The 17,468-nt window shown below is 55.1% G+C and carries 14 protein-coding genes and 1 pseudogene; 8 read left to right on the top strand and 7 right to left on the bottom strand.

Going from position 1 to position 17,468, the window contains the following annotated elements; translation table 11 throughout:
• Nucleotides 1-15 precede the first annotated feature (15 nt).
• Complete coding sequence (locus NVV94_RS16340; RefSeq protein ID WP_258443420.1) at nucleotides 16-561, bottom strand: hypothetical protein; 546 nt, start codon at nucleotides 559-561, stop codon at nucleotides 16-18.
• A gap of 1,311 nt (nucleotides 562-1,872) precedes the next feature.
• Here NVV94_RS16340 and NVV94_RS16345 point away from each other — a divergent pair.
• Nucleotides 1,873-2,064, top strand: a pseudogene (locus tag NVV94_RS16345) (integrase); the annotation flags it as partial.
• A 224-nt stretch (nucleotides 2,065-2,288) separates the two neighbouring features.
• Here the strand turns inward: NVV94_RS16345 and NVV94_RS16350 are convergent.
• Genes NVV94_RS16350 through NVV94_RS16365 form a run of 4 tightly spaced genes read right to left on the bottom strand, consistent with a single transcriptional unit; the run spans nucleotide 2,289 to nucleotide 5,342 of the window.
• A complete protein-coding gene (locus tag NVV94_RS16350) occupies nucleotides 2,289-3,053 on the bottom strand; it encodes an ABC transporter ATP-binding protein (protein WP_258443421.1) in 765 nt (254 codons plus the stop codon).
• Between the two features lie 15 nt (nucleotides 3,054-3,068).
• Nucleotides 3,069-3,779: an ABC transporter permease gene (locus NVV94_RS16355; protein ID WP_258443422.1), complete on the bottom strand. Its 711-nt coding sequence runs from the start codon at nucleotides 3,777-3,779 to the stop codon at nucleotides 3,069-3,071.
• Nucleotides 3,776-4,504, bottom strand: coding sequence for an ABC transporter permease (locus NVV94_RS16360; RefSeq protein WP_258443423.1), 729 nt, complete (start codon nucleotides 4,502-4,504; stop codon nucleotides 3,776-3,778). Before NVV94_RS16360 ends, NVV94_RS16355 begins: the two co-directional genes overlap by 4 nt.
• A 55-nt stretch (nucleotides 4,505-4,559) precedes the next feature.
• Complete coding sequence (locus tag NVV94_RS16365) at nucleotides 4,560-5,342, bottom strand: transporter substrate-binding domain-containing protein (protein WP_258443424.1); 783 nt, start codon at nucleotides 5,340-5,342, stop codon at nucleotides 4,560-4,562.
• A gap of 845 nt (nucleotides 5,343-6,187) precedes the next feature.
• On the opposite strand from NVV94_RS16365, the gene NVV94_RS16370 reads away from it, so the two are divergent.
• The 5 genes from NVV94_RS16370 to NVV94_RS16390 all read left to right on the top strand — a co-directional run bounded on the left by NVV94_RS16370 (nucleotide 6,188) and on the right by NVV94_RS16390 (nucleotide 13,904).
• On the top strand, nucleotides 6,188-8,158 hold the full coding sequence (locus NVV94_RS16370; protein ID WP_258443425.1) for an ATP-binding protein: 1,971 nt from the start codon (nucleotides 6,188-6,190) through the stop codon (nucleotides 8,156-8,158).
• A 696-nt stretch (nucleotides 8,159-8,854) separates the two neighbouring features.
• Nucleotides 8,855-9,022 (top strand): hypothetical protein, encoded by a 168-nt coding sequence (locus NVV94_RS16375; RefSeq protein WP_258443426.1) that lies wholly within the window; start codon nucleotides 8,855-8,857, stop codon nucleotides 9,020-9,022.
• A 250-nt stretch (nucleotides 9,023-9,272) separates the two neighbouring features.
• Nucleotides 9,273-10,016, top strand: coding sequence for a protein-L-isoaspartate(D-aspartate) O-methyltransferase (locus NVV94_RS16380; RefSeq protein ID WP_258443427.1), 744 nt, complete (start codon nucleotides 9,273-9,275; stop codon nucleotides 10,014-10,016).
• Between the two features lie 2 nt (nucleotides 10,017-10,018).
• Nucleotides 10,019-12,451, top strand: coding sequence for an SAM-dependent methyltransferase (locus NVV94_RS16385; protein ID WP_258443428.1), 2,433 nt, complete (start codon nucleotides 10,019-10,021; stop codon nucleotides 12,449-12,451).
• 382 nt (nucleotides 12,452-12,833) lie between these two features.
• Nucleotides 12,834-13,904: an AAA family ATPase gene (locus tag NVV94_RS16390; RefSeq protein ID WP_258447725.1), complete on the top strand. Its 1,071-nt coding sequence runs from the start codon at nucleotides 12,834-12,836 to the stop codon at nucleotides 13,902-13,904.
• Between the two features lie 547 nt (nucleotides 13,905-14,451).
• On the opposite strand, the gene NVV94_RS16395 is transcribed toward NVV94_RS16390, so the two are convergent.
• On the bottom strand, nucleotides 14,452-15,888 hold the full coding sequence (locus tag NVV94_RS16395; protein WP_258443362.1) for an IS1182 family transposase: 1,437 nt from the start codon (nucleotides 15,886-15,888) through the stop codon (nucleotides 14,452-14,454).
• Between the two features lie 107 nt (nucleotides 15,889-15,995).
• A complete protein-coding gene (locus tag NVV94_RS16400; RefSeq protein WP_258443429.1) occupies nucleotides 15,996-16,526 on the bottom strand; it encodes a VOC family protein in 531 nt (176 codons plus the stop codon).
• Between NVV94_RS16400 and NVV94_RS26965 the strand changes: the two genes are divergently transcribed.
• Both NVV94_RS26965 and NVV94_RS16405 read left to right on the top strand, forming a co-directional pair.
• Entirely contained in the window at nucleotides 16,513-16,668 is a 156-nt protein-coding gene (locus NVV94_RS26965) for a hypothetical protein (RefSeq protein ID WP_408733413.1), read from the top strand. The genes NVV94_RS16400 and NVV94_RS26965 overlap by 14 nt on opposite strands.
• Nucleotides 16,669-17,105: 437 nt before the next feature.
• Nucleotides 17,106-17,462 (top strand): DUF3077 domain-containing protein, encoded by a 357-nt coding sequence (locus NVV94_RS16405; RefSeq protein ID WP_258443430.1) that lies wholly within the window; start codon nucleotides 17,106-17,108, stop codon nucleotides 17,460-17,462.
• Nucleotides 17,463-17,468: the final 6 nt, after the last annotated feature.

Consider the following 17,468-nt stretch of genomic DNA (forward strand, 5'->3'; position numbering starts at 1 on the left):
AGAGTTGAGTCGTAGTTACGATTTTACGCTACTTTCCCTGATGGCAATGGCCTCTGAAAATCCAATTGCTTGTTCGGCGTACTCAAGAGGGATACCTAGTTTTTCAGAAATTGGCTTAAAAATTCTGGTTAACTTATTGCGTGACATCGACTGTATACCTAAGGGGCACTTGCCACTCACGCCTACTAAATAGGCTTGATAATGCGAGGCTTTCGGAATATTAACCAGCTGTACAATCAGCGCCTTAAAATCCCCAATATTGTAAATATCCTTGCTAGCTTTATCTTCAATTATTACTGACTGTTCACCATTATTAATCAGCGTACATGCCGTGCGAGCCCGAAGAGCGTTGCGCCCAAGAAGAATTATCATTGGCGGCAGCGTGATCGACATCCAACAAGCAATAATCTTAATGAAAATACCTTCTTCACTCATAAGAAGCACCAAAGACAAAAAAAGTCCGATTGGGGTTACCGATATCAACATGATCACCGTAAACAGGCTGAACAAAAAATTACCGCCAGTTATTTTTATGATATCTCCCTGCACAATCACTTTCATAGACTCAAGTCCCACTGATTATTTGATGACAATATTTTCCGAATCTATAATCGTATCCATGCGAACGTATCTCGCTTCTGCCTCTAATAAAAAGGCACTGATGCAAGCGTAGATCAGGATCTTTGCGGGTGAGTTTGGAACCATTAGATCAGAATGCGATTACGACAATATTTGTCCCTATCCCTTTGTGAACTCGCCCCCATTCTGGTTGAAAGCGAGCCCGAGTACTGAGGGTGCACCAGCTCGCCCCTCAGTGCACGGCAGTGCTGGCCGAGTCAGGCATTCAGCTTTTCGAAGAATTAACACTCCAGGCTGAAAAACAGGGTTTGACCGAAGTCGATGACAACGTCCGTGACGCGCTGGGTGCGATTGGTGAATACGCTGGATACATCAAGCAGGGGGCCAAGCCCAAAGGGAGGAGTCTCGGCTAGACATCAGCTATTTCGTGACTACTTCAGGGTTGCACCAGGCAAGCCTGATGATGGGCAGTATCAAATCGTCTAACAGGCTGCTATCGGCCACAAGCAATCGGTGGACGGTGGCAAATAGGTGGTGTCCTGCTACCCTCTTTACCGTAGTCGGGCTTGCCGTCACTCCTGTCGGGTTACCCCCCGATAGATCTCGCGCTTACCGCGACAAGAAGCGCGACATGGCATGTCACCTAATGAGAGAGTGTCAGGATAGCGCCATGAAAGTTCGATGCCCTAGCTGTGGTTATATCGCAGACAAGCTTCCGCCAAGCCTTAAGTGTCCTAAATGCGACAATTTTTCCCACGACTGGCTGAGTTATGATTGGGAAAGCTTTGCTTCAATGAAGCGTCGACTTATTAGATTGAACCTTTTAATCATTGGCGTAACTCTAATTAATTTACTTGCGGCAATCACCTCTAAATCAACAGATGCGCGCCAATGGTTGTTCAGCTTGTTATTTATCCCAGCAATGATCAGTTTGTTTATTTGTCGGAAGCAGCTTAGAGGGAAATCGGAGTATGAAGGGCATAGAAGCAGGGCTACGCGCCCCTGGTTTATCGGTGGCGGGGGTCTCTAAAGCGGCTAACAACTCGTATATGGACTCTCCCCACAAGTGATGAGTAATGCTTTTCCAACGCTGTCGTCAGTGCGATTGCATTCGTATATCTGGCCGGTGTTGGGCTTGCTCGCCCTGGCCACGCTTTAGTTCGCGCAACGGGGGCCAGTCGTTCATGGACGATGGCAGGTAACTGCCAGCAGTGAACGACCGTAAAGGGTCGGATAGCGACCACGCACCGTGACTGATCCATCCTTGTCCTCCCTCAACGTGGAGGACAAGCCATGAACACTATTGCTACGTAAAGCCATCAGCCTTGGAACAAGGGAAAGCTTGTCGGGCAGAAAGCCCCTCTTCGAGTCAGAGATATCTGGGCCATCCAGGTAAGACTCCAGCTCGCGAAGAAGACACGGGATCTAGCTCTCTTCAACTTGGCTATCGACAGCAAGCTGCGTGCCTGTGACTTAACCAAGCTGTGTACTCTTCTGCTCACTAGTCAACCGTGTAAACGGGTATCGAGTGAGCCAGTGGCTGGCTTAAACAACAGGGGATGGAGCTCGACGCGCATGGAGTCTTCCTTGTGGGGTATGAGCGACCGGCCAGGAACTATCAGGCGATGTTGAGCCTCGTGTCTACCGTCATTTGGCTGGACTGATTGAGAACGCCCTGTAGTTGCTCAAAGGTGCATGGATTATGGGGCTTACTTCAGGTTGCCACTGAGAAACTGCTTCAGGCGTTCGCTTTGCGGGTTGCCCAGTATTGCCTCGGGCTCGCCCTGCTCTTCGACCCGCCCCTGATGCAGAAACAGCACCTGGTTCGACACTTTGCGCGCGAAGCTCATTTCGTGGGTCACCATGATCATGGTGCGGCCCTCCTCGGTCAGCCCCTGGATGACCTTGAGCACTTCGCCCACCAGTTCCGGGTCCAGGGCCGAGGTCGGCTCGTCGAACAGCATGATCTCCGGCTCCATGGTCAGGGCCCGGGCGATGGCGACGCGCTGTTGTTGCCCGCCCGAGAGAAACGCCGGGTACTGATCGGCGACCCGTGACGGCAACCCCACCTTGTCCAGATAACGCCTGGCCCGTTCCTCTGCATCCTTTTTGCTGACACCCAGCACCCGGCGCGGGGCCATGGTGATGTTGTCGAGCACGGTCATGTGGCTCCACAGGTTGAAGTGCTGGAACACCATCGCCAGGCGCGTGCGCAGGCGTTGCAACTCATCGGCGTCGGCCACGCGCATGCCGTGCCGGTCGTGGGCCATGTGGATCGGCTGGTTGTCCAGGCTCATGGCGCCGTCGTTGGGGGTCTCGAGGAAATTGATGCAACGCAGGAAGGTGCTCTTGCCCGAGCCGCTGGCGCCGATCAGGCTGATCACATCGCCAGTCTTGGCTTTAAGCGAAACGCCCTTGAGCACTTCATGGCTACCGTAGCTCTTGTGCAGGTTTTCAACGGTCAGTTTGTACATGTGCAAGTTCCTGAATTAGTGGGCTGGGCCAAGGAAGGACAGCCAACGGCGCTCAGCCAGGCGGAACAGACCGACCAGGGAAAAAGTGACCGCCAGGTAGATCGCCGCGGCGATGCCAAAGGACTGGAAGGTCAGGAAAGTGGCCGAGTTGGCATCGCGCGCGACCTTGAGGATGTCCGGCACGGTGGCGGTAAAGGCCACGGTGGTCGAGTGCAGCATCAGGATCACTTCGTTGCTGTAGAACGGCAGCGAACGGCGCAGGGCCGACGGCATGATGATGTAGGCATAGAGCTTCCAGCCGCGCAGGCCATAGGCCTTGGCCGCCTCGACTTCACCATGGTTCATGCTGCGAATGGCCCCGGCGAAGATTTCCGTGGTGTAGGCGCAGGTGTTCAGGGCAAAGGCCAGGATGGTGCAGTTCAGCGCATCGCGAAAGAAGGCGTCGAGCAGCGGCTGGGCGCGCACCGCGGCGAGGCTGTAGATCCCGGTGTAGCAGATCAGCAGCTGGATATACAAAGGCGTGCCGCGAAACAGGTAGGTGTAGAACTGCACCGGCCAGCGCACCCAGGCATTGGATGACACCCGGGCAATCGACAGCGGGATCGACATCACGAAACCGATGACCAGCGATGCGCTGAGCAGCCACAGCGTCATGGCCAGGCCCGTGATGTGATAGCCGTCGTGATAAAGGAAGGGTTTCCAGTATTCCTGCAGAAGTTCGATCATCGTACCGCCTCCCGGGTGCCTGCTGCGTAGAAGATCTCCAGCCGGCGCAGGACGTAATTCGAAGCAGTGGTAATCACCAGGTAGATCAAGGCGGCAAGCACCAGGAAGAAGAACAGTTGATAGGAGCTTTTGCCGGCATCCTGGGCCACCTTGACCAGATCGGCCAGGCCGATGATCGAAACCAGCGCTGTGGCCTTGAGGATCACCATCCAGTTATTGCCGATGCCCGGCAGGGCGAAGCGCATCATTTGCGGGAAGACCACGAAGCGAAAACGCTGGCCACGGGTCAGGCCGTAGGCGGTTGCGGCTTCCATCTGCCCGCGCGGCACGGCGAGGATGGCGCCGCGAAAGGTCTCGGTGAAATACGCCCCGTAGATAAAGCCCAGGGTGATGACCCCGGCGCTGAACGGGTCGATCTCGATATAGTCCCAGCCCAGCACTTCGGTGAGGCTGGTCAGCCAGGTTTGCAGGCTGTAGAAAATCAGCAGCATCAACACCAGGTCCGGTACCCCGCGGATCAGCGTGGTGTAGAGCTGCGCAGGGACGCGCAGCAGGGACGATCTTGAAAGCTTGGCGCTTGCGCCGATCAAGCCGAGCAATACGCTCAACAACAGCGACAGTACCGATAATTTGACGGTCATCCAGGAGCCTTGCAGCAACAGCGGGCCGAAGCCCTTAAGGCTGAAGCCTGACAGCCCCAGAATCTGCAATAGGTGTTCGAACATTGGGCAGCCCTTTGGCATTCGAAAAAGCGCCCATCGACAGATGGGCGCAGGGTCGTTATTGGCCGCTGTGGAGGTTCAGGTCACCAAAGTGCTTTTGCTGGACGGCAGCGTAGGTGCCATTGTCGTGCAGTGCCTTGATGCCTTTATCCAGAAGCGCCTTGAGCTCCTGGTTGCCTTTGTTGATACCCACTGCGGTTTTCGATGGCAGCAGCTCACTGTCGACCGGCTTGCTGACTTCAAAGTCGGCACCTTGTGGCGACTTCAGGAAACCCAGCTCGGCTTGCAGCATGTCCTGGATCGAGGCATCGAGGCGGCCGGAGATCAGGTCGGCGTAGACCTGATCCTGGTTCTGGTAGGCCTGGGTCTGGACCCCGGCCTTGTTCAGAACGGCCTTGGCGTAGGCTTCCTGGATGGTGCCTTGCTCGTAGCCGACTTTCTTGCCCTTGAGCGACGCAATATCTTCGCTCAGGCCGGCGCCTTTCTTGAACACGAAAGAGGTGGGGCCCGAGAACAGCTCACTGGAGAAGTCGATGACTTTCTCGCGCGCCGGCGTGACCGTCATGGACGAGATCACACCGTCGAACTTGTTGGCCTTGAGGCCCGGAATCATGCCATCGAAATCACTTTCGACCCATTTGCACTTGACCTTCAGTTCAGCGCAGATCGCATTGCCCAGGTCGATGTCGAAGCCCACCAGGCTGCCATCGGCGGCCTTGGACTCAAACGGTGCATAAGACGGATCGACGCCAAAGCGCAACTCCTTGTATTCCTTGGCCAGCGCGGAGCCGGCAGCCAGGCAGAGAGCCAATGCGGAAAGGGTCAGAAATTTTTTTTTCATTGTTTTATTCCTAAGGACCAACATGAGCACTTGTGACACATGAGTACTGTTATGGAGCTCGTATGACACTATGGAAGAAGTAACACCCGACAGGTCGCGCTCCTGGTGAACAAGAAGGCAGAGCCCGCGGGGAAAGTAGTCTAGAAGCAAGCGAGTGCGACGATAAGACGAAAAGTGCGTTGATTTAACGAATTATTGGTCATTATGACGAGCAATAGTGACCATGTGATGATTTAGCGTGTTGCCGCTGACCGAAAACTGACCCAGGTGTTCAACTGCTCCTGCTCAACTTCTGAGCAGGAGCACACAGGGTAATCAGCATGGGGTAGCTTCCATTTTCGCGGGCGCGAAAATCGCATCCTGGTACTGCCGAAGCCCCGACACGACGGGGCGATGTTCGGCTGATAATTCCGTCGACTCGCCCACCCATTTGCATTCCACCTGACCAGTTGGATGTGTCAGGTGCTTGAGGAGAAGGGACAATTGGCGGGTGACAGATGGAAATTTCAGGCAGTCCATTAGTGGTTGCAACGGGTCGTTTCCGGTCAGTCCTGACAGGCAGAAAACGGCCAAAAGCGGACGCCCCCCCCTGTCGACTCCCGGTCAAACGCTGATCTTTTGAAGCGTCGAGAAAATTCGGCGCGATTCACACTTCCTTTGGGAAGCGTGCGTACCAGCCCAAGAGATCCTTTGCAGATTACGGCAATCACAAATAATCAAACCATGTCAAGCGTCTATTCATTTTACATTTTTATAGCGAAAAATCGGTGGTTTAGCTTATAAATAGCTCGTCAAGAAATCACTAGCCAGCCCAGTGATCGTCGAAAACTATGGATAGCACCTATATGACCTTTAAATCTTTTGACCCTCTTGAGTTTAAAAATACCGCTGTAAACGAGGCTGCGCTAGGGGCACTCAAGCGAGAAATTGAAAACATCCTTAGCTCATATGTAGGATGGTATGACCCCTTCTGTGAATTAATACAAAACTCTCTCGATGCAGTAGAGGCCAGAAGCTCACTAGAAATATCTTCAGGTTCAATAGCATCATACACCCCTAAGATAAACATCATTATCGACTTAGATGAAAATACACTCACCGTATCCGATAATGGCATAGGTTTAGACAAAGAAAAATTTGAGCAATTTTTGGCACCAAATTTTTCTTTTAAATCTGGGAAAACGAGGGGGCACAAAGGTGTTGGAGCCACATATGTTGCTTACGGCTTTAATTTTATGCGCATATCAACCAAAGTGCCCGACTTCGAAGCTTCAGGCAGAATCGTAAACGCTCGAAACTGGATAAAAAGCATTGCGTCCGGAGCAAATCCAAAAGTCGAGCCAATTGCGACACCTGATACAGATCCTGAATTCCAGAGCTTTGATAGAGGCGTATCAATAAACGTTCGATTTGATGACACCACTCACCCCAAAAAATTAAACTGGATCAAAACAGAAACAGCTGAACAATGGCATAAGATACTTTCAATAAAAACCGGCCTAGGATCAGTCCAACCAGATAGTACTATTATCACCACGGTAATTGTTAAATCGAATGGCGTAACAACCACCCACAAAGCAAAAGGAACCGGTTATCTTTGGCTTCACAATGCCGCCGGAAAAAGCGCTACAATCCGAGACATCGCAGATGAATCAGAGAAAACATTTGCTAAATTTGGCGCAAACCGCAAATTAAAAGATAAGTACAGAAACCTTGACTTCATGCATGACACCTGGACGCCCTCCGAGCTTGGCGAAATACTTAAAGGCAGATTGGACGAAGAGGATATAAATGTATTAAAAACGTACTCCCCATCTGTTTCTGTAGAATTTGGATCAACTACAAAATTATGGCAACAGTTCAACAACTCTCTAGGTATTAGAAACGGCTACAAAGTTCTTAACACAGGCATCCAGTTAGCTGCCAACAACATGCCGCAGGGCGAAACACTTATTGTTCCACTAAAACGCTATGTCGGAAGACAAAACCAAGTACACTTTTTAATTCACTTCGATAATTACACACCTGATCTCGGCCGAAAAGGCTTCCACAGAGAGCTATCAGACTTTGCTAAAAGCGTAAGTCAGAAGCTAATGGAAAATCATCTTTCTAAATACTATGGGCTAATGAAGCCCAATACAGGCGTTTCCCCCGATCTGGTTAGGGGGATGCAAGTTAGTAATTGGAAAAAAGACATGTTAGGGCATGAAGCCGCGAAGCCGCTAGATCTCACAAATAAACATTTTTTCTTACCGGTCGAGCGAGTGTCTATAACATCCGACCCAACTCGCGAACAAGATGTTATCGCATTATTTCATCAGCTAATCGCAGGTGGCGTCATTCGAGGGCTGCGCATCATGTCCACAAATGAGCGCTTCACTTACGATGGATTATTCAAAATAGGCTTCGACCTTAAAAAAGACCTTTATATTTACGACGAAGAGAAAAATCCACTAGGCGTATCAGAAGAAACGGTTGATGGACTCTTCGGAATAATTACCGAACCGATGATCCTCGAGTACAAATTTAGCCTAGATGGACTGATCGAGGACTTTGAAAGCAACGACAAAAATATAAAAGATGTAGACCTGTGTATAGCCTGGGAAACTGGCGAACAATATTTAGAAAAATACGGCATAACATCGCTACTAATCTCAGACAATGCGTCACAGCGCCAATATCACGGCGTGACACACGTCCTACAAGACCTAGAAACGGGCGCAAGGCACTGCGACCTAATCATTCTAGAAGAACTTATAAAGCACTTGAACGATCCAAAGGCATCCGAGGAACACCAAGTAAAAAAATACGAATAGAACGACAAGCCAACAACACAACGAGCGGCAAATTTTAATACATGCCGCTCACACCCCTACTACTTAGTAGCTTTATTCGCTCCCGGCGCACATCGGCAACTGGCAAAAAACTCTGCCATCACTGGCCGCTTTGCGCTTGTAATGGAAGGCCAGTTTGGTTAGAACACGGCCCACTGCGAGCGGCGGCTTCGGGTCGACTCCGGCCTGTCGCGATCGGCAGAAGTCGACCCGTAGCGGCCGTTCGCGCATCCGAGGCTGGCACGGCCCCCTGTAGCCGCTGCCGAAGGCTGCGCTGGGCCGTAAGGCCCCGGCGATCTTGAAAACCTGCGCCCGCTTCGCGCGCGAGCGCAGCCTGGCGGCAGCGGCTACGCCGACCGCGTTGCTGGCCCGTTCAATCGCCCGCTTCTGGCCGCCTTCTGCCTGTCGTCACTTTTGCGCGTACTGGTCAATTCCGTTCAATTTCGCACCAGGGGCCCCGTCGCCACCTGTTGTACGTCCGGTACACGCACCGTTTCACGCGCCTGCGACGTCGTCATTTGCCGACCATCTGTTGCCACTACCCCCCCAAGAGCGACGGGATTAGCTGGCAGGTTTAACCGCGCCTGAATTCCGACGATAAAGGCGTTTGAAAGCGAAACTTGGATGCACAGAAATGAGCAACCATCTTGGCTCTAGGAGCAGCTGGAGCCACCGACCATGAGCAAAGAAGTGCAGACGATAGTCACCATACTTGATCAGCAATACGAAGAGATTGTGGTGGGCACCAGGAGCCTGACAGAACGCTATATCAGTGCGTCCATGGAGATATACAAAAAGACTGGGATTAAATCTGTTATTGCTGCAGTTTCAATCAGGCGATACTAGGCTTCCAGTACATTGGCCGAGTGTGGCCATTTCTGCTGGGCTTCCCGGATGCGTTTCTGAGTAATGACGTGCATTGTGCCTGTTATCGCAGCTTGCTATAAAGCTAAGGTATCGCGATGCCGGTAGTATTACAGGTTGCGATATTTTCTCAGGCAGTCGCCGCAGCCTGGTCTGGTCGCCGGCACCCCCGGCTTGCCGAGCCAGCCCGCCGGCTATACGATTCGACTGTTCCTCAGGCGGAGGAGTCATTGTGAAGCCGGTGATGCTCCTGACGCGCATCCTGGCGCCTGCTATCGCCCTGGCGCTGGCATCCGCCAGCCTGCATGCCGACGACCCGTTCGCGCCGTTGCGCGACGCCATGGTGCGGGAGATCGCCGACATGTCGTCCGTCACCCGCGACGAAACCGGCAGGGCCAAGTTTGCCGCGCCGGTGATGGCCGCGATGGCCAGGGTGCCACGCCACAGGTTCGTCCCGCCCGACGAGGTGCCCTACGCCTACGAGAACCGGCCGCTGCCGATCGGCTACGGCCAGACCATCTCCCAGCCCTACATCGTCGCCCTGATGACCGACCTGGCGCAGGTCGGGCCCGGCGACGTGGTACTCGAGATCGGCACCGGCTCGGGCTACCAGGCGGCGATCCTCGCCGAGCTGGCGCAGGCGGTCTACACGATGGAGATCATCGAGCCGCTGGCAGTGCAGGCCGGGGAGCGCCTGGGCCGGCTGGGATATGCGAAGGTGCAGGCCCGGCTGGGCGATGGCTACCATGGCTGGCCCGAGCACGGGCCTTACGACGCCATCCTCGTCACCGCCGCCGCCAGCCATGTGCCGCCGCCACTGATCGCCCAGCTCAAGGCCGGCGGGCGGATGATAATCCCGGTCAGCGCGCCGTTCATGATCCAGTACCTGCTGCTGATCGAGAAGGCCGGCGATGGCAGTGTGTCCACCCGGCAGGTACTGCCTGTGCGCTTCGTGCCGCTGGTCGGAGGCGGTTGAGCATGCATTCGCCGCCGTTGCTCGCCCTGGCTCTGCTGTCTGCCTCCGCGCTCGGCTATGAGGTGCTGCTGCTGCGACTGCTTTCGATCATCCAGTGGCACCATTTCGCCTACATGATGATCAGCGTCGCGCTGCTCGGCTACGGCGCTGCCGGCACCGCCGTGGCGCTGGCGCGGCCTGTGCTGGCGCCGCGCTTCCACGGTGTGTTCATCGGCGGCGCGGTGCTGTTCGGGCTGAGCGCCATCGCCTGCTTCAGCCTGGCCCAGCAGGTTCCGTTCAATCCCCTCGAGATCCTCTGGGACGCGCGGCAGCCGGCGCGCCTGCTGAGGATCTACCTGCTGCTGTTCGTGCCGTTCTTCTGCGCGGCGGTGTGCATCTGCCTGACCTTCACCTGCTTTCAGGAACAGATTCACCGGATCTACGCCTTCGACATTCTCGGCGCCGGCGTGGGCAGCCTGGCGATCGTCGCCGCGCTGTTCGCCCTGACGCCCGTCGATGCGCTGCGGCTGCTGGGCGGCACCGGCATCGCCGCCGGGGCGCTGGCCAGCATGGCTTGCACGGGGCACAGGCACTGGCTCGCGCCGTTGCTGCTGGCGGCGGCGGTCGCGGTGCCGGCCGGCGTGCCCGGGCGCTGGATCGCCCTGTCGCCCTCCGAGTACAAGGAACTGAGCCAGACGCTGCGTATCAAGGATGCGCGCGCAATCGCCCAGACCTGGAGTCCGCTGGGCCTGCTCACGGTCGTCGACAGCCCGACCATTCCCCTGCGCCACGCGCCGGGCCTAAGCCTCAACGCAACGCAGGAACCGCCCGCGCAACTGGCCATCTTCACCGACGGCGACGGCCTTTCCGTGCTGAACCGCTATGACGGGCGCCGCGAGCCGCTCGCCTACCTGGACTACCTGACCTCGGCTCTGCCCTATCACCTGCTGCGGCAACCCCGCGTGCTGGTGCTGGGCAGCGGCGCCGGCGCCGATGTGCTGCAGGCGATCTACCACGGCGCCAGCGCGGTGGATGCCATCGAACTGAACCCGCAGGTGATCGATCTGGTCCAGCGCCGCTTCGCCGACTTCTCCGGCAAGCCGTACAGCGCGCCCAACGTCCGTGTGCTGATCGGCGAGGCGCGCGGCCTGGTGGCTTCGCGCAGCGAGCCTTACGACCTGATCCAGATCGCCCTGCTGGACTCCTTCGGCACCGCCTCGGGCGGCCTGCATGCGCTGTCCGAGAACTACCTGTACACGGTGGATGCCTTCGCCGAGTACCTGCGCCATCTCGCGCCCGGCGGCCTGCTGGCCATCACCCGCTGGGTCACCCTGCCGCCGCGCGATGTTCCCAGGCTGCTGGCCACCGCGGCCGCGGCCATCGAGCGCGACGGGCAGGCCAGCGCGGCGCGCCGCATCGTCATGATCCGCGGCTGGAAGACCGCGACGCTGCTGGTCAGCAACAGGGATTTCGACGACGCCGGCATCGCCGTGCTGCGGGAGTTCTGCCGGGCGCGCTCCTTCGACCTGGCCTACTACCCCGGGATGACCGTGGCCGAGGCGAACCGCTACAACCTGCTCGACCGGCCCTGGTTCTTCGACGCGGCGCAGGCCCTGCTGTCCGGCGAGCGCGCGGAGTTCCTGGCGCGCTACAAGTTCGACGTGCGTCCGACCATGGATGACCGGCCGTATTTCTTCCACTTCTTCAAGTGGCGCTCGCTGCCGGAACTGCTGGCGCTGAAGGCGCAGGGCGGCCTGTCAATGCTGGAGTGGGGCTATCCGGTGCTGATCGCCACGCTGCTGCAGTCCGGCGTGGCCGCCGTGCTGCTGATCCTGGCGCCGCTATGGGTGGCGCGGCGGCGCCAGCGGCGCTCTCGAAATGCGGCTTTGGCCAGGTTCGAACTTCGGGTCGTGTCCTACTTCGCCGCCATCGGCTTCGCCTTCATGTTCGTGGAAATCGCCTTCATCCAGAAGTTCACCCTGTTCCTCAGCCACCCGTTGTATTCGGTGGCGGTAACCCTCAGCGCGTTCCTGATCTTCGCTGGCCTTGGCAGCCGTTACTCCGGCCGGCGGCGGGGGGACATTGGAACTGGTGTGGGGCCCCGTCATCCGCTGGCGCGGCCGGTCCTGGCGATCTGCGTGATCGCCCTGCTCTACCTGATCGCCCTACCCCCGTTGTTCCAGCTGCTGGCGCCGGTGCGGACCCTCGCCAGGTTCGGCATCTGCGCCGCGCTGGTAGCGCCGCTGGCGTTCGCCATGGGCATGCCGTTTCCGCTCGGACTCGAGCGCGTCTCCGCGCGCGCCGAAGCACTGGTGCCGATCGCCTGGGGCGTCAATGCCAGCGTATCAGTGGTGGCGGCCGTGCTGGCGACCCTGCTGGCGATCCACCTGGGCTTCACCGTGGTGTTGCTGCTGGCGTTGCTGCTGTATCTCGCGGCGGCGGTCGCGTTTCCCTGATCGCGGCGGTTCGGAGCGAAACGTCAACAGACCCTGGTGAGACGAATGGCCTGTTGGAACGCCGCTTGCCGCGGAAAAGGGGGACAGATTTATTTCTCTACTCTAGAGTTGACTAACTGGACAGAATTAGAGTGGAAAAATAAATCTGTCCCATTTTATCCTGTTTTATCCTGGTCGTGCGCCTAGAATGGAGGCGCGCTCTGCCACTTCCTGATTGTGAGCAGCTCATCTCAGTTGTGCATAAGACGTGGGGAGCTCTTAGACGTTGCTCTGAGGTTGTGGCTTTCAGCAAATACTCAGCTATGCTGCGCTACTGCTTTTCGCGGCCGCCAAGCTTAAGAGCCCTAGCTCTCCAGTCAATCTCACTGAAAGTCGTGGGGCCATCGAATCAATAAATGAAATAATATCTACCCTCAATAAGCTGATCGCTACACATAATGAAAAGCTTGCGAACAAAAAGCGTACCACTGAAAACATTAAGTCACGTTTTTGGGCTCTGATGCGTTGGGACTATGACCAGTCGATATCAGCATATGCTGAGGCAGTCGTAGAATTAGCGCAGGAGGCCAGGAGGGCGGAACAAGAAGCACGTGACATTGATCAGGCGGTCAGGGAATCCAACGAAAAAATTGCTGATCTTAGGAAGCAAACAGTAAATATTGAAGAGTCCATTCAGAATATAAACCTTGCGCTATTGGAAATCGAGATCGATGGATTTTCGGTGGTAAAATATAGTGACAGCCTTTACAGAATTGCTAGATCAGCCGATAACGCCAACGCATTCCACTCTCTTGGCGAAGGTGAAAAAACCGTTATAAGCTCCCTTTATTTTATTGAACTGTGCAAAGGTCAAAAAACCGCAGCGTCCGTCCCGCTTGCTAAAATAGTTGTAATTGACGATCCAATTTCAAGCCTTTCGCATCTTTATGTATTCAATATTGGGCAGCTAATAAAAAAATCCTTCATCAATAACTCACTCTATAAGCAGGTTTTCGTTCTCACGCACAGCTTGTATTTCTTTTATGAGCTAACTCATACCAATAAAGATTCTCGGAGTGAAAGTCAGCACCTGTATAGGATAGTCAAAAATAGTCATGGCAGCAGTGTGATCCCCATGAAGCATGAAGAGATCCAGAATGACTACCAGTCGTACTGGTCAATTGTGAAAGACCCAGCGACGCCCCCTGCTCTCATTGCGAACTGCATGAGGAACATAATTGAGTATTCCTTTAACTTTGTTCAGAAGAAAGACTTCAATAATGTGTTCCAAACTCCGACTTTGCCGACAGACAAGTTTAAGACCTTTTACAGGTATATGAATAGAGAGCCTCATTCGCTCGGACAAAATATATTCGACATCAAAGAATTTGACCACCAAGCCTTCAAAGACGGTTTGAAATTGATTTTTGAAGAACGTGGCTACTCTGATCATTACATTGCTATGACTAAATAGAGTGCCTACCCAAGGTAGCGAACGCTACCTTGGGACATACCTGGTAATTCATGATGAATCGTTGTGATGGTTTTCCCATCCGTCAGAGGTCTGATAGAAGAGATGGTTTTCGCACCGTATACGCTGCCACCCATCAGCAAACAAGAGGCGCCCCTGTCCACCGCAATACTCACGCGTCCGGGAGGATTGCTGCTCTGCAAATGCAATCCACACGTGAGCCTTAGGCACACGGCCTGATACCAAAACTCGCATTGTCCCGATTTTTTCCCTAACGCTTTCGATAGGTTGGTCGCTGGCCTTCGGGTCGGTTTAGTTCGCTCACGAGGGGGCGAATGTCCGAAAACGGACTGTCATGAGGGGCCGCTATCGACCCAGGCTGTGTGAAAACGTGCTAAACACGTCGAAAACTGAGAGTCGCGAGGATTGCCTGTGGAATAAGCGGGCGGAAGCGCGAATTACCTTAGTCAGCTACATAGACGTTCGTAATGCCGTTTGGGCCGCGTCAGCGGCCCAAACGGCTACTAACGGGCGAGCCAAACGGCTGGATTCACGCCCTGATCGCCTCAAGCAGTCCTGCGATGCCGAAGATGCTCATCATTCGTTTGAGGTTGTAGGCGAGCACATGAAGGCTCATTTCGGTACTTACCCGCGGAAGTGTTTTGGTCAGGAAGTGGGTGGCTCCCATCCAATATTTGAGCGTTCCAAAAGGATGCTCAACAGTCTGGCGGCGAACCTTCATCTTCCCCGGGTCATGCTCCAGCCGAACCTGCATCGCGTCGATTACCGCCTCATGTTCCCAGCGCTTCACACGGCGCTCCTTACCCGTAGTACATTGCTTTTGCATTGAGCAGGACTGGCAGCCCGAGAAGTAGTAACAATGCAATAACATGCCGTCTTCCATCGACGAATGCCGCCTAGTTAGTAACTGCCCCGCAGGGCATCGATACTCGTCCGACGCAATAAGATAGATGAAATCCTGCTTGCCGAATCTGCCTTCGGCTTTGCTGCCAGAGGTGAGGGGTTTCGGTACGAAGGTAGTGATGCCGGCTTGCTCGCAAGCAAGGATTTCCAGACCTTTGTAATAGCCTCGGTCAGCTACCACCGTTAGCGATTCAGCCTCGATTTCTTCACGCGCTTGGTTCGCCATATTGCTCAGCTGCCCACGATCATTACCAACGTTGGTCACCTCATGAGCAATGATCAGATGGTATTTGTCGTCGACAGCTGTTTGTACGTTGTAGCCAACCGTTCCGGTGCCTCGGCCGCTCGTGGCCATTGAGCGTGCATGTGGGTCTGTGAGGGAGATCTGCTGGTCTGGACTTTCGTGGAGCTGCGCCTCGATTTCCTTGAGTTTCTGCATCTGCTTTTTCAGTGTTTCTATCTTTTCTTTAAGACGCTCTGCTTTGGCCTCGGCCACTTCGGGCGTTGCCCGATCCGCCGAATCCATCGCCGCTAGATATCGATCAATGCTCTGCTCGATCTGCTGCATGCGCGCCTTCACCTTGCCCTGAGTGAAGTTGCGGTCGCGATTATTGACGGCTTTGAATTTGCTGCCGTCGATTGCGATGATCGATTGGGAGAAGAGATTGAGGTTGCGACAAAGCACCACAAATTGCCGGCAGACACTGCGAATAGCCTTGCCGTTATCCTTACGAAAGTCGGCGATGGTTTTGAAATCTGGAGCCAAACGCCCCGTCAGCCACATCAACTCGACGTTGCGCTCGGCCTCACGCTCAAGTCGGCGGCTGGACTGAATCCGATTGAGGTAGCCGTAGATATAGATCTTCAGCAACACCGCTGGGTGGTAGGCCGGACGACCAGTTGCGGCAGGATCGACGCCCTCAAAACCAAGTGCGCCTAGGTCGAGTTCATCGACGAAAACATCGACCACGCGCACTGGATTTTCTTCGGCTACGTAATCGTCCAGACACTCCGGCAGCAAGGTGACTTGCGTCCGAGCCTCACCTTCGATGAATCGCTTCATAATCGCCCCCGCTACGATCTCGACGATCAGAAGGTTAGACAATCACTGGCGTTTTCACACAGCCTGGACCCAAAGCGGACTGGGTCAACCCAGTCCGCAAAGCAGGATCAGCTTTGGCAGAACCGAATCCGATTACCGAAAGGGTCGTAGACTTCCAGGACTTGCCCCCAGCCCTGCTGAACAATATCTGGACGTCCGTATCCGTAGCGTTTGGCAAGTAACTCGTCCCGAAGCAGTTCAATGTTTTGCATGGGTACGAATATCGTCGAGCCCGGGCTCGCATCGCCATGATGTTCGGAAAGATGGAGCTGTAGACCGTTTCGGCTGATCCCCAGGTACAGCGGTAGATCTGCTTCGAATCGGTGCTCGAATTCGACGCTGAAGCCTAGAAAATCAAGATAGAACTCGCGCGCCTTGGTTTCGTCAAACATCCGTAATATTGGAATTGGTTTGTCGAACGTAACAGCGGGCCGGGTGTTTTCCTGGGGAAGCATCGCTGACGCGGTGTTCCAGTCCTTGTAGCCCAATTGGTGCGCTATCAGTTCAAGCGCGGTGGAGTGAGGCACCTTCTGATTGCGTGCTTCTAGCGAGGCACCCAGCCTCTTGGCCATCTGCTTGGCTTGCTTGATTGAAAACATCGTTCCTCCTGGAGTCGAGGTATCCTGGTGCCCGCGTTGCCAAACCTCGACTGTCAAGAGATGCGACATGGTTCGGAAAAAGAAGAGACGCTTTCACCTTTCCCTTCGGGAGCGAGCGGCGGGCAGCATCGGCCCGCGCTGATAATACACTGCCGCTACTGAGTGCGGAATTTTTCCCACCAGCTCGTCACCGTCACGGGTGCATGAGTCCGCTATTGGCCGTTTTCTGCCTGCCACGGCTAGCCTGAATCAATGAACGCCCTTCAACATCAAAAGAAACAACTGACCGGCATTACAGCGCCGCATGCCTTGCACCCTCCCCCCAAATCCCGATAGCATTCACCCGTCGCTGAAAATTCAACGACCGGGCTTGGTAACCCGATCTGCAAAAGGCGCATAGCGCCCCAAATTCATTGCGTGACGTTTCTTTACGTCTACCGCAATGTTTCATGGTGGCTGTGCGCGGGAGGGCTTCGGTCCTGCCGGGTTCCTTTTGCCCCGGTTTACCAACCTGCGTACAGCTGCCACCCATTCGCTTGGTAACGAACGTGGCAGCTCCATAGCAGAAGGAGCTACACCATGATAAAAATCGTCCCCGATCCACCACTCGAAACCCCCACCGACTCTGCCGCTATCCCTGGCACCATCCAGCAAACCGCCACAACCACCTTCGGCTCCTGCGACGCAGTCCATGCCCCGCTGTTCGCCGTATGCGGCGGCATCCGAGCCGAAGATGCCCTCGTGCATGCGTCACTCTTGCTTCGAGGCGCATTCGATACCGCCTATGCAGCGTGCGACAACGCCGCTGATCAGCATATGAAAGGCTTGTTGTGGTCCACCCTGCATTCGGTGGAGATGGCCAAGGCGCTGATTGATGCCTTGCTCGATGGCGCCGAGTCAGGCGACAGGAAAGCCGAGCCGGAGCCGACGCTATAGGCTGGC

The organism is Pseudomonas sp. LS1212, from assembly GCF_024741815.1.
Lineage (GTDB): Bacteria > Pseudomonadota > Gammaproteobacteria > Pseudomonadales > Pseudomonadaceae > Aquipseudomonas.

Coding starts and splice junctions, on each gene's coding strand:
- NVV94_RS16340 (WP_258443420.1), bottom strand. CDS start 561: ATGAAAGTGATTGTGCAGGGAGATATCATAAAAATAACTGGCGGTAAT.
- NVV94_RS16350 (WP_258443421.1), bottom strand. CDS start 3,053: ATGTACAAACTGACCGTTGAAAACCTGCACAAGAGCTACGGTAGCCAT.
- NVV94_RS16355 (WP_258443422.1), bottom strand. CDS start 3,779: ATGATCGAACTTCTGCAGGAATACTGGAAACCCTTCCTTTATCACGAC.
- NVV94_RS16360 (WP_258443423.1), bottom strand. CDS start 4,504: ATGTTCGAACACCTATTGCAGATTCTGGGGCTGTCAGGCTTCAGCCTT.
- NVV94_RS16365 (WP_258443424.1), bottom strand. CDS start 5,342: ATGAAAAAAAAATTTCTGACCCTTTCCGCATTGGCTCTCTGCCTGGCT.
- NVV94_RS16370 (WP_258443425.1), top strand. CDS start 6,188: ATGACCTTTAAATCTTTTGACCCTCTTGAGTTTAAAAATACCGCTGTA.
- NVV94_RS16375 (WP_258443426.1), top strand. CDS start 8,855: ATGAGCAAAGAAGTGCAGACGATAGTCACCATACTTGATCAGCAATAC.
- NVV94_RS16385 (WP_258443428.1), top strand. CDS start 10,019: ATGCATTCGCCGCCGTTGCTCGCCCTGGCTCTGCTGTCTGCCTCCGCG.
- NVV94_RS16395 (WP_258443362.1), bottom strand. CDS start 15,888: ATGAAGCGATTCATCGAAGGTGAGGCTCGGACGCAAGTCACCTTGCTG.
- NVV94_RS16400 (WP_258443429.1), bottom strand. CDS start 16,526: ATGTTTTCAATCAAGCAAGCCAAGCAGATGGCCAAGAGGCTGGGTGCC.
- NVV94_RS16405 (WP_258443430.1), top strand. CDS start 17,106: ATGATAAAAATCGTCCCCGATCCACCACTCGAAACCCCCACCGACTCT.